Annotated in this window: 8 protein-coding genes; 2 read left to right on the forward strand and 6 right to left on the reverse strand. The window is 67.6% G+C overall.

The features are described 5' to 3' along the window. Positions 1 to 24: 24 nt before the first annotated feature. From OG595_RS27310 to OG595_RS27335, 6 genes are all read right to left on the reverse strand, one after another. On the reverse strand, positions 25 to 1,818 hold the full coding sequence (locus OG595_RS27310) for an IucA/IucC family protein (protein WP_329276493.1): 1,794 nt from the start codon (positions 1,816 to 1,818) through the stop codon (positions 25 to 27). Then, entirely contained in the window at positions 1,815 to 2,357 is a 543-nt protein-coding gene (locus OG595_RS27315; protein ID WP_329276495.1) for a GNAT family N-acetyltransferase, read from the reverse strand. Before OG595_RS27315 ends, OG595_RS27310 begins: the two co-directional genes overlap by 4 nt. Further along, a complete protein-coding gene (locus tag OG595_RS27320) occupies positions 2,354 to 3,658 on the reverse strand; it encodes a lysine N(6)-hydroxylase/L-ornithine N(5)-oxygenase family protein (RefSeq protein WP_329276497.1) in 1,305 nt (434 codons plus the stop codon). The genes OG595_RS27315 and OG595_RS27320 overlap by 4 nt, the downstream gene beginning before the upstream one ends. A 10-nt stretch (positions 3,659 to 3,668) precedes the next feature. After that, positions 3,669 to 5,141, reverse strand: a complete 1,473-nt coding sequence (desA, locus tag OG595_RS27325; protein WP_329276498.1) for a lysine decarboxylase DesA — start codon at positions 5,139 to 5,141, stop codon at positions 3,669 to 3,671. Between the two features lie 128 nt (positions 5,142 to 5,269). Next, positions 5,270 to 6,148 (reverse strand): siderophore-interacting protein, encoded by an 879-nt coding sequence (locus OG595_RS27330; RefSeq protein WP_329276499.1) that lies wholly within the window; start codon positions 6,146 to 6,148, stop codon positions 5,270 to 5,272. 162 nt (positions 6,149 to 6,310) lie between these two features. Beyond that, positions 6,311 to 7,372: an ABC transporter substrate-binding protein gene (locus OG595_RS27335; RefSeq protein WP_329276500.1), complete on the reverse strand. Its 1,062-nt coding sequence runs from the start codon at positions 7,370 to 7,372 to the stop codon at positions 6,311 to 6,313. A 362-nt stretch (positions 7,373 to 7,734) separates the two neighbouring features. Between OG595_RS27335 and OG595_RS27340 the strand changes: the two genes are divergently transcribed. Further along, entirely contained in the window at positions 7,735 to 8,088 is a 354-nt protein-coding gene (locus OG595_RS27340; protein ID WP_329276502.1) for an SCO4225 family membrane protein, read from the forward strand. Between the two features lie 418 nt (positions 8,089 to 8,506). Further along, positions 8,507 to 12,130 carry a LamG domain-containing protein gene (locus OG595_RS27345; protein WP_329276504.1) on the forward strand — a complete coding sequence of 1,208 codons (3,624 nt, stop codon included), beginning with the start codon at positions 8,507 to 8,509 and terminating at the stop codon, positions 12,128 to 12,130.

Below are 12,130 nucleotides of genomic sequence, written 5' to 3' on the forward strand. Positions count from 1 at the left end.
ACCCGGGGAGCCCGTCTGCCTTGATCAGAACCCTGAGACGGGATTCCTCAGGGTGCCGATCAGCTGGAGGGCGCCCGCCGGATCCGCCAGATCCACCATCTGCTTGTTGTTACGCAGTTGCAGCCGGTTGAGGCAGGACAGGGCGAACTCGGGGGCGAACATGTCGTACTGGCGGAATTTGTCGGCCAGTTGGGGGTTCGCCTCCTGGTAGGCGCGGGTGACCTCGGCGACCGTCCGCCAGAAGTCGTCCTCGGCCAGGACGCCTTCGGTGGCGAGGTTGGCGGCGAGGAAGCGGAAGAAGCAGTCGAAGACGTCCGTGAAGACGGACAGGAGCTTCTTGTCCTCCGGCACGTCCACGCGCAGCCGCTCGACCGTCGGCGGCAGTACCGCGTCCGGGTCCAGGACGGCGATCTCCTCGGCGATGTCCTTGTAGATCGCGCGCTGGACCGCGCCGTCCCGCAGGACGAGGATGACGTTCTCGCCGTGCGGCATGTAGACCAGGTCGTAGGCGTAGAAGCTGTGCAGGAGCGGGGTGAAGTAGGCGCCCAGGTAGCCGCGCAGCCACTCCTTCGGGGGCAGGCCCGACTGCTCGACGAGGGCTGCGGCGAAGGAGCGGCCCTCGTGGTCGACGTGGACGAGCGACGCCATGGTGGCCAGCGACTCGCCGTCGTCGAGGGACGACACCGGGCTCTCGCGCCAGAGCGCGGCCAGCATCTTGCGGTACGGGGAGTAGCGGTCGGTGGCGGCCTCGTACTCCAGGTGGCGGTAGCCGACGGCCGCGCGCTCCCGGATGATCGACAGGCCCGTCGACTTCAACACCGGGTCGTTGTCGATGAGTTGGGCCAGCCAGTCGTTGATGGCCGGGGTCGCCTCCATGTAGGCGGCCGAAAGCCCGCGCATGAAGCCCATGTTGAGGACCGAGAGAGCGGTCTTGACGTAGTGCTTCTCGGGGGCGGACCGGTTGAAGAAGGTCCGGATGGACTGCTGGGCGAGGTACTCGTCGTCGCCCTCGCCCAGGCAGACCAGGTGCTGTTGGGCGATCTCGGCGGCGAAGGTGACGGTGAGCTTGTTCCACCACTGCCAGGGGTGCACCGGGATGAAGAGGTACTCGGTGGGGTCGAGGCCCCGGTCGGACAGTTTTGTACGGAAGCGGACGACCGTCTCCTGCCCCAACTCCGCACGCAGGAAATCCTCGTACTCGATGCCGACGCCCGCCGTGAACGCGGCGCGCGAGCGGTGCGCGGCCAGCCACACCAGCCGGACCGGGCTCGCCGTCTCGGGCGCGTACGCGAGGTACTCGTGCACGCCGAAGCCGAGCCGCCCGTTGTTGGCGACGAAGCAGGGGTGGCCCTCGGTCATCCCGGTCTCGATCGCCTGGAAGTCGCCTTCGGCGAGCTCGGCGACGGGGATCCGCGGCTTGGTGAGCTTGTAGCAGGTGCCGGCGAGGGTGGAGGAGATCTCCTCCAGGTAGACGGGCAGGACCTCGTCGCTCAGGCCGAGCGACTTCCGCAGCTCGATGAAGAAGTCGAGCGCGTTGAGCGGGAGTTCGGCCCCGCCGCGATGCCGGGTGATGGACTCGGCGTCGACCTGCCAGTGGTCGAGGGCGTGGCGGGTGGCGGCGAAGCGGTAGCGGGTCAGGCCGTCGTCACCGAGTACGACGTAACCGGCGTCGGCGTGGTCACCGCCGTCGCCCCTTTCGGGTTCGGGGGTCAGCAGCCGTTCGTGCGCGAACTCGGCCAGGGCTTTGCGGATCAGGAGGCGGTTGGCCTGTTCCCAGCGCTCGGGGGAGAGGTGGGCGGTGGCGTCGGCGAGGTTCATACGGACATCGCCTGCATCGACTTCATCGCCTTCTCGAACTGCTCACGGGTGCAGAAACTCAGCAACGCCTTCTTCTCCGGCTTCTGTATCTCTCGCTCGGGCACGAACCCGACGGCTTCGTTCAGGGTGTGCACTGCCTTGTTGCCGACGTCCGGCTCGACGACGACGCGGGCGGTGCGCGGGTCCTCGAAGAGGTGGGCCATCACGGCCGTGATGACGGACCTGGTGAACCCGGACACGGGTGTGTCGGTCGCCGGCACCAGGAAGTGCATGCCGACGTCACCGGGCTGCGGCTCGTACAGGCCGACCAGTTCGCGGTGGACCGGGTCGTACCGCTCCAGCAGGAAGACGGGCACGCCGTCCTGGAGACCGAGGAGGGCGTGCTGGTGCTCGTCGGCGGCGACCTCCATGTAGGCACGCTCGACGTCTTCGAGGCGGGCGTCCTGCATCATCCAGAAGGCCGCCTTGGGGTGCGTGAGCCAGCTGTGCAGCAACTCGGCGTCCTGGAGGGGGTCGAGCGGCCGGAAGGTGAAGGTCATACGGCGAACTCCTGGAAGGCGATGGTCTTCTCGACCGGGTAGTACTCGCTGCCGAGCAGCTCGCCGATGATGAAGCTGTTGCGGTACGCGCCCATGCCCAGGTCGGGCGAGGTGACCGAGTGGGTGTGGACGCCGGCGTTCTGGAGGAAGACCCCGCGTCCGGTCGTGTCGATCGCGTAGTTGCGGGCGATGTCGAAGTTGCCCTGGGTGTCGTAGCGCAGCCGGTCGCGGACGGGCTTGAGGAACTCCGGCTCGGCGTACTTGTAGCCGGTGGCGAGGATCAGGCCCTGGGTGTCCAGGGTGTACGCCTTCTCCTGCTCCTCCTGACGCAGCCCGAGCGTGTACGTCCCGCTCCCGGCCTCGTAGGTCACCGTGTTCAGCGCGGAGTTGGTGAGCAGCCGGGTCGGGACCGGGCCGCCGAGGTTCTTCCGGTAGAGCAGGTCGAAGATCTCGTTGATCAGTTCGCCGTCGATGCCCTTGAAAAGGCCCTTCTGCTCCTGCGTGAGGCGGTAGCGGGTCCGCTCGGGCAGCGCGCGGAAGTAGTCGATGTACTCCGGGGAGGTCATCTCCAGCGTCAGCTTGGTGTATTCGAGGGGGAAGAAGCGCGGCGAGCGCGTCACCCAGTTGAGCCGGTAGCCGTGGACGTCGATCTCGCTGAGGAGGTCGTGGTAGATCTCGGCGGCGGACTGACCGCTGCCGACCAGCGTGATCGACTCCTTCGCCTGCAACTCCCGCTTGTGCCGCATGTACTGGGAGTTGTGGATGAAGTCGCCGCCCAGGTCCGCGCACGCCTCCGGGATGTACGGGGGAGTGCCGGTACCGAGGACCAGCTTCCGCGCCCGGTAGAGCTCACCGGCGGCCGTGCGGACGGCGTACAGCTCGTCCTCGCACTCGTAGGTCACCTCGGTGACCGTGGTGTCGAAGCGGACGCTGCGCAGTCTGTTCGCGGCCCAGCGGCAGTAGTCGTCGTACTCGACGCGCAGCGGGTAGAAGTTCTCGCGGATGTAGAACGAGTACAACCGCCCCGATTCCTTGAGGTAGTTGAGGAAGGAGTACCGGGAGGTCGGGTCGGCGAGGGTGACGAGGTCCGACATGAACGGCGTCTGGAGATGGGCGCCGTCGAGGAACATCCCCGAGTGCCACTCGAAGTCGGGCTTCGACTCCAGGAAGACGCCGTCGAGTTCGTCGATCGGCTCGGTGAGGCAGGCGAGGCCGAGGTTGAAGGGGCCGAGACCGATCCCGATGAAGTCGTAGGTCTTGTTCACTGCTCCGGTCCTGTTCACTGCTTCGTTCCTGTTCATGGCTGCGGCTTCAGGAAGCGACGGAGGCGACGGTGGTGACGGCGGCGAGGTGGTCGGCGGACTCTCCCAGGTACCGCTCGGCATGGCCGGCGATCAGGTCGAGTACGGCGGTGATGTCGTCCGTCGTGGTCTCGGGGTTGAGCAGGGTGAACTTGAGGTAGTGGCGTCCGCCGACCTTCGTCCCCGCGACCGCGGCAGCCCCGGAGGCGAACAGGGCCTTGCGGGCGTACAGGTTGGCGCGGTCGATCTCCGCGGGGTCGGTGACGGCGGCGGGGATGTAGCGGAAGACGAGGGTGGAGAGGGAGGGTTCGACCACGACGTCGTAGCGCGGGTCGGCGGCGAGGAGCTCCCAGCCCTCCTGGGCCAGGTCGCAGACCTCGTCGAAGAGTTCGCCGATGCCGTCGGCGCCCATCACGCGCAGGGTCATCCACAGCTTGAGCGCGTCGAAGCGGCGGGTCGTCTGGAGGGACTTGTCGACCTGGTTGGGGATGCGCTCCAGCACCATGCGGCGCGGGTTGAGGTACTCCGCGTGATAGGTGGCGTGGCGGAGCGTGGCCGCGTCCCGGACCAGCAGGGCGCTCGAACTCACCGGCTGGAAAAAGGACTTGTGGTAGTCGACGGTGACCGAGTCGGCGCGTTCGATGCCGCTGAGGAGGTCGCGGCGCTTGACCGAGGCGAGCAGTCCGCAGCCGTAGGCGGCGTCCACGTGCAGCCAAGTGCCGTACTGGGCGCAGAGTTCGGCGATCTCGGGCAGCGGGTCGATGGAGCCGAAGTCGGTGGTGCCCGCGGTGGCGACGACTGCCATGGGCACCAGCCCGTCGCGCTCGCAGCGCTCCAGCTCGCGCGCGAGGGCGACGGTCTGCATCCGCTTGTCGTGGTCGACGGGGATGGAGACGACCGAGTCGGGGCCCAGCCCGAGGAGCTTCGCGGACTTCTTCACGCTGAAGTGGCTGACCTCGGAGGCGAAGATACGCAGGTCGGCGGCGGACTCGCTCTTGGCCTCCTCCCGGGCGAGCAGCAGCGCCTGGAGGTTGGACTGGCTGCCACCGCTGGTGAAGACGCCGTCGGCGGCGGGGCCGAGGCCGATGCGCTCGTTGGTCCAGTCGATCAGCTTGCGCTCGATGAGGGTGCCGCCGGCCGACTGGTCCCAGGTGTCGAGGGAGGAGTTGACGGCGGAGAGGATAGCCTCGCCGAGCACCGCGGGTATGACGACCGGGCAGTTGAGGTGGGCGAGGTAGCGCGGGTGGTGGAAGTAGACCGCGTCGCGCAGATAGACCTCTTCGAGCTCGTCGAGGGCGGCGGCCTCGTCGAGGAGGGGCCGGTCCAGGTCGATCCGGTCGATGCGGGGAGCGAGGGCGTCGACCGTGACGCCGGTGAACGGACGGTCCGTGGTGGCGAGTTTGGCCGCCACCCGCTCGACTCCTTCGGTCACGGAGCGGCGGTACCGCTCCGCGGTCGTGTCATTGAGCAGGTGCGAGCGCATGGGGGGAGCCTCCGGGGGACAGAGAGGGCAGGAGAGGGCAGGTTCAGGTTCGGCATACCGAACGATCTACTTAGGTAAGGCTAACCTAACTTAACTTGGGTTTCTGTGTGAATCACCCGCCCCACCCGTCATTCGGACTGCTCGCGCAGCTGCTCCTCGCTGAGCCCGCGCCGCCAGTAGCCGACAAACGTGACGGCCCGACGGTCGATCCCGCGCTCACCCACGAGATGCCGGCGCAGCTGCTTCACGGCGGACGACTCGCCCGCGATCCAGGCGTACGGCCGCTCGGCGGCGGGGAGTTGGGTGTCCCGGATGGCGTCGAGGGCCGTGTGTGCCCCGGTGTTTGCGGCTGTGCCTGTGCCGCGTACGAGCCAGGTGATCTCGGCATCGGCGTCGGTCGCCAGATCCTGGATGTCCCCGGCGTGCCCGGCCTCCAGCCAGACCTGGGCCCTGGTGCCGGAGGGGAGCTGTTCGAGGATCGCGGAGGCGGCCGGTACGGCGGTCTCGTCGGCCCAGATGACGACGAGGTCGGTGCCGGTCGGCGGGCGGAAGCGGATCGCACGGTTGTCCGCGATCGCCGGTCCGAGCAGCAGGACACGGTCACCGGCGCCGGCCCGGGAAGCCCAGCGGGAGGCCGGCCCGGCGGGGGCGACGGCACCGGGTTCGACGCCGTGCAGAACGAAGTCGATGTCGATCTCCGTCGTACGGCCGTGGGCGTCGGCGCGCAGGGCGCGAAGGGTGTACGAGCGCATCACCGCCCGTACGTCGTCCGGGAGTTCACGCCACCCCTGCCACCATCCGTCACCCAGCTCGACGGGCACGGCCGGGGCTTCCTGCCCCGGGTGGGGGAGAAAGAGGGAGAGGCTCTGGTCGCGCCCGTCGGAGCGGAAGGCGACCAGGTCGTCCCCGGCGAAGGTGACCCGGACGAGAGAGGGCCCGGGCCGCGCGGTCCGCACGACATGGAGGGCGAAGAACCGGAAGGGGGCGGCGTCGGTGGCGGTCGGCATGCGAACTCCTGATGCGAATCGTCAGGGGACGCGATGACGCGCCCCGAAAGGCGCGCGGGGCTGTGACATTTGCGGCTCCGCCGCGGGGCGCGACCAGCCACGGCGGGCCCGCAGTTCCCCACCGCCAAGCACACTCACTGCGCAGATTCAGGGCGCCCGGTGTCAACCGACCTTCTTCGCGCTCTCGATCGCCTCCGCGAGGCTCGTGAGAAGCGGCACGCACTTGTCGTACGACAGGATCGGCTCGGGATTGCGCGCGATCACCTGCCCCGCCTTCACCGCGGGCAGCTGCTTCCAGGTCGCCTCGGTGATGTCGCCGGGCTGGATCGCCGACGTACGGTTGTCCATCATGATCACGTCGGCCTTGTACTTGTCGACGTTCTCCCAGCTCAGGTTCTCGTACCAGCCGCCGCTCGCCTTCAGGGCATCGGCGGAGGGCTCGACGAAGTTCACGCCGAGGGCCTTGAAGTACTCCAGGTCGACGGAGAGGTTGGAGCCGGAGACGTAGAAGATGTCCTGGCTCGCGGAACCGACCAGCACCTTGATGTTCGGCTTGGCCTTGGTGGCCGCGCGCAGTCGGGCGGCGGCGTCCTCGAAGGCCTTCTTCGCGGCGGTCACCTTGGCGGAGGTGATGTCCGCGCCGAGGGTCTTGGCCAGCTCCAGCATGCGCTGCAGCGGCTGGTCCAGCTGGATGTCGAACACGGAGATGCCGACGGTCGGGGCGCCGACGGCGAGGATCTTCTCCTTGGACTCCTCCGGGACGTACCAGAGGGTGCCGGCGCTGTCGAACATCGTGGAGACGAGGAGGTCGGGGGCGAGGGCCGCGTACTTCTCGATGTTGAACTGGCCCCACTCGTTGCCGAGGACGGTCACCTTGGTGACGTCCAGGTCACCGGCCTGGACGTCGGCCTTGCCGTCCTTGGTGGTGGTCGGGCCGAAGACGCCCTTGACCTCGACGCCGTAGTCGTGGAGCGCGGCGGCGACGCCGGTGAAGGCGACGATGTCGGAGGGCACCTTGTCGGCCTTGGCCGTCTCGCCGCGGTCGTCCTTGAACGTCCAGGGACCGGCGGCGGGAGTGGCGGCGGCATTCGACGCGTCCGCGCCCGAGCCACCGCTTTTCGCGTCGTCGTCCCCACAGGCGGCGAGGACGGCCCCGAGGCCGAGGGCGCCGCCTGCGGCGAGCATGCCGCGGCGGGAGAGGTGGGTGGCACGGGCGTTGAACATGAGATGGCTGCTTTCGAACGGGGCGGGTCGGCCCACCGAACAATTCGAAAGTTAGGTTAGCCTAACTTTATCTGCTGTCCAGGGGGCGGGTCATGCGAGTGGTGCGGGTGGGTGCGTGGGCGGGGTGGCGCGTGCCGATTCCTGTGGTGGGCCCGTGTATCGAAGGCGGGGTGCCCGTCCAGGTGGCAGTTCGCGCGTGATGGTGCCGCCCGCGCCGCGAAGGCGAAGGGGTGCGTGAGGTCCAACTCGCACTCAGGAAAGCCTAGTTACGGATGAGTAGGTGTACTCATGCCAGGTCGGCCGGCGCGGGCCATTGTTGAGGCATCGCGCAGCACGACGCGGCGCACTCACCGGAGGACACGATGAACGGCAACCGCCGCCCCCGCACCCTGCTCACCCTGGCCACCGACAACTGGCTCTCCCGGGGTTACCTGGCCGCGGTCGTCGCCGCGACGGGCTTCTTCCTCGTCGACACCTTCTTCGTCTCCCATGCCGACGCCTCCATGTCGGGCGTGGTCCCGTGGCTGCTGACCGCCCCGCTGAGCCTCCTCTACATGCTTCTCCCGGAGGGCACCCTGAACGGCACGGGTGACGGAGTGTTCCTGGCCCTCTACCTCGTGGGCATCGCGGCGGCGGCTCTGGCCAACGCGGCGTTCATGGGTTACGCGCTGCGGCAGATCCGGCCGGCTTCGGGGGGTGCGGCTGCTGGGGTGTGAGCCCGGAAACGGGGTGCGGTGGTGAGGTAAGGGCCTTGCGGGGCCCTTTTCTTGTTGGTCGAAGCCGCTTGGGTGCGAGCTGGAACGGTGGTTGATTTCAAGCCACTCGCACTCACCTTCTGGTGTGAGCATGGCGTTCTGGCTGCCATCTTGGCGGATGGTGCGCATGGGTAAACATCGATTTTGAGTCTCAATGAGCGGTCACAGAAGGTGCGTCAGCACTCGGTGCGCAGTTCTGTGACGCCGATGTGTTCACTTTGAAATTGCTTGACCGTTCTCGATCAACCGTGTTCGATATGGGGGCTCATAAAGATCACGTAAAACGGGGGTACGGATGGGTGGGGACTCTTTGCGCTGCCCGCAGCGCGGAAGCGTCGGACGTGCGAGACGGTTGGTCTCCGCTCTGACGGTCACGGCGTTGCTGGCGGCTCTACCCGCCCTGGGCGTCACCACATCGGTGGCGCGAGCCGACGACACGGAGTCGCCGACATCCGAGGCGTCCGCCGCGTTGGAACAGGCAGCGGCCTCCGGCGAAGCGGTCGAAGTCGTAGGCGCCCGCGAGGAATACGCCACGACCCACGCCAACCCTGATGGCTACTCGTTCACCCTCACCCAGTCCGCCGTACCGGTGCGCGTCGCGCGGCCGGACGGATCCTGGGCGGAGCCGGACGCGACCCTGGAGCGCCGGGCCGACGGCTCGATCGGGCCGAAGGCGTCGGTGGCCGACACCTCCTTCTCCGCCGGTGGTGACGGCGGAGGCTTGGTGAAGCTGGCCGAGGACGGCCGTTGGCTGAGCCTGGGCTGGCCCGGCAACCTGCCGAAGCCGGTGCTGGACGGTGCGTCCGCCACGTACCCGGAGGTGCTGCCCGGAGTTGACCTGCGGATGACGGCGACGGTCGAGGGCGTCCGGCAGGTGTTGATCGTCAAGTCCGCCGAGGCAGCCGCCAATCCGGAGCTGGAGCGGATCGAGTTCTCCCTCAAGACGCAGGGCCTGACGGTGGCCACCCGGGCGGGTGGTGGTCTCGCCGCCATGGACGAGGACGGCAACGCGGTGTTCCGTTCACCGGCCGCGCGGATGTGGGACTCGGCAGGGGACACCGCCGGCACGGGGACGACGACCATGTCGCTTGCCGCCGCTGACGACGAGCCCGTCGTGGACGGCCATGGTGAGACCTCCGCCGACCCGGCCGACGGCCCCGGCAACGGCGACGCCTCAGCCGTGCTGCAGGTGGAACTGACCGAGGACGCGGTGGCCGTGGTGCCGGACGCGGGCCTGCTGAGCGGCGAGAACACGGTCTACCCGCTGTACATCGACCCGGATGTGGGGCTGGACGAGTCCGAGCGCACCGTGCTGTCCTCGGACGGCGACACCTTCTACAACTTCGACGGCGGAGACGACGGCGAGGGCGTCGGCCTCTGCGGTACGTACGTGACCGGCGGGTTCGCCTACTACTGCGGCTCGGGTTACCGGCAGCGCATGTACTTCGAGTTCGGGTCGGCAAAGCTCGCGGGCAAGCACGTACTTGACGCGACCTTCCGGGTGACCGAGCTGTTTTCGATGTCCTGCGAGAAGACGGTCGTCGACCTCGTCCGTACCGGCAACATCTCCTCGGCGACCAACTGGCCGGGCCCGACGGCGAACTGGGATGTCATGGGCGACCAAAGAGTCGCTGCAGGGCGTGGGACGGCATGTTCTCCGAGCCAGCCGGACGCGCCGGTCGAGTTCAATGACGACCCTGCCAAGAGCTACCAGAACCTCACCCACACGGTGAAGGTCTTCGCGGACGGTGGCTTCTCCCGGTTGACCCTGATGTTGAAGGCGCACGACGAGGGCGACCCCAACGGATGGAAGCGGTTCGACGACAACGCCACTCTGTCGGTCAAGTTCGTGGGGCTGCCTGCTGTGCCGACCTATCCCGGCATCGCAGTGGGCAAGGGTGTCAAATGCTCGACCAAGTCCACGGATCCGGACGTCATCGCGGACCGGAATCCGATACTGACCGCGCGACCGCAGACCGCCGCGGGTGGTGAGGGTGCTGCGCACCTGCGAGCCCATTTCTACGTCCAGAAGAAGCAGGACGATGGCACATGGGTCTTGGCCACCGAGCCGGTGCGGCCTCAGCCCAGTACCGTGCTCGACAACGCACAGGTGAAGGCCGAGACGCCGATCACACTCGCCGAGAACGGCACGTACCGGATGGCGGCGTCCACACAGTCTCTCTACAACGACGACAAGAGCTACCTACAGTCGTCCAGCACGGTGACGACCAAGAACTGGTGCTATTTCACGGTCGACCTGCACTCCCCGAAGCCCCCGGTGGTGACCTTCGGCGGTCCGTACAGCGAGTGTGACGGCGTCTGCGTGGCGGCCGGCGGGCCGGGCATCAAGGGGAAGTTCACGTTCTCTCCGGCGGTTGGAGACGTGAACGACTACTACCAGTACAAGCTGTCCAAGAGCGCGTCGTGGTCGGAACGGATCGCGGGAAACACGGTCGTGACATGGGTCACGCCGAGGGTCGCGGGCACGGAACAGCTTGAGGTCCGGGCTGGAGACAGCGCTGGTGAGGGCGACAGTAAAATCGTGGAGTTCAAGGTCGCCGAGGGCCAACCGGCAGTTGGCCGTTGGCACTTCAACGACTACACCCCTGACCCCACCACGACTGAGACCTCGGCGGCTGACACCGCAACAGAGGGCACACGGCACCCCATGACTCTGCGCGGCGCGGGCGCGGGCTGGTCCTTGCTGGCGAGACGGGGTGAGCTGGACTACTCCTTGTGGCTGAACGGTGATCCCAACGATGCCGTTCGGCAGTCGGGATACGCGGCCACCTCGGAGGCAGTGGTCGACGCGAGGTTCTCCTTCACTGTCTCGGCCTGGGCCAACCTGAGTGACGCGTCCGCCAGCCGGACAGTCATCTCCCAGACGGGAAGCGACAACTCCAACTTCACTCTCTACTACTCGTCCGGCGTACAGCGCTGGGTGTTCCTGTGGAGCTGGTACGAGAACGGTGTACGGAAGTACGACAGCGTCAATGCGAGTGCCACAGGCGTGCCGCTCAATGCGTGGGTCCACGTGGCGGGTTCCTACGACGCCGAAAGCCGGTCGATCCGCCTCTACGTGAACGGCCAGCCACAGGGTTCTCCGGTGTTCCTGCCCAGCACGTCGAAGGCGACGGTCGCGGGTGGCGCGCTGCAGGTCGGTCGGGTCGCGTTCACCTCGGGTGGCACCTACCAGAACTACATGAGCGGTCGCGTCGACGAAATGACTGTCTGGCAGCGGCTGTTGACCGACGAAGACGTGGCCACGGAGGCCCACCTACTGGACGAGAACGGCGACGCGTACACCGAGCTCGTCGCCGACTGGAATCCGGACGGGGCTGTTCCGGGCACAGGCCCGTTGGCGGACACCTTCTCCGGCTACAAGCGGTCCCTCAGGCTCTCCAACGGAGCGTCCCTCGACGGCAAGGCGATCGTCCTTGACGGCACGAATGACACGGCCACCACGGCAGGCCCGGTCGTGGACGACTCGGGGTCTTTCACAGTGACGACGGCCGTGGAGCTGGACACACAGGCTATGGAAGCCAAGAGTGACGACTATGTCGCTCAGGTCGTCGGTCAGCGAGGCGCCGACGGCTCCTCGTGGGGTCTGTGGTTCGAGAAGAAGGGCACCGAATTCGACCCGGAGACCGAAAAGGAACTCCCCATCGGTAAATGGTACTTCGGTCGGCTGGACGCAGCGGGGGCCTGGACAGCCGTTGCCTCCGATCTGCCCACGACGGTGACGGCCAACAGTGTGACGCGGCTGACCGGTGTGTTCGACGCCTCCGCAGGCACGATCAGCCTGTACATCGGCGGCAACCCGAACGGCCCCGACCTCGCCTACACCGCTGTGGTGGGTTCGGGCGACTTCGCGGTCGGCACGGGCTTCGTCGACTCCGCCTGGGGCCACTACCTCGGGGGCCGGATCACCCGGATTCGGATCTGGGCCGGTGCCATGTCCGAGCAGCAGGTCGGCGCCATCGTGGGTGGCACGGATGACTGA

Origin of the sequence: Streptomyces sp. NBC_01451 (assembly GCF_036227485.1) — a bacterium.
In the GTDB taxonomy this organism is placed as follows: Bacteria; Actinomycetota; Actinomycetes; order Streptomycetales; family Streptomycetaceae; genus Streptomyces.

Bases quoted from the DNA above. Each gene is read 5' to 3' on its own strand.
- OG595_RS27310 (WP_329276493.1), bottom strand. From the start codon at position 1,818: ATGAACCTCGCCGACGCCACCGCCCACCTCTCCCCCGAGCGCTGGGAA.
- OG595_RS27315 (WP_329276495.1), bottom strand. From the start codon at position 2,357: ATGACCTTCACCTTCCGGCCGCTCGACCCCCTCCAGGACGCCGAGTTG.
- OG595_RS27320 (WP_329276497.1), bottom strand. From the start codon at position 3,658: ATGAACAGGAACGAAGCAGTGAACAGGACCGGAGCAGTGAACAAGACC.
- desA (WP_329276498.1), bottom strand. From the start codon at position 5,141: ATGCGCTCGCACCTGCTCAATGACACGACCGCGGAGCGGTACCGCCGC.
- OG595_RS27330 (WP_329276499.1), bottom strand. From the start codon at position 6,148: ATGCCGACCGCCACCGACGCCGCCCCCTTCCGGTTCTTCGCCCTCCAT.
- OG595_RS27335 (WP_329276500.1), bottom strand. From the start codon at position 7,372: ATGTTCAACGCCCGTGCCACCCACCTCTCCCGCCGCGGCATGCTCGCC.
- OG595_RS27340 (WP_329276502.1), top strand. From the start codon at position 7,735: ATGAACGGCAACCGCCGCCCCCGCACCCTGCTCACCCTGGCCACCGAC.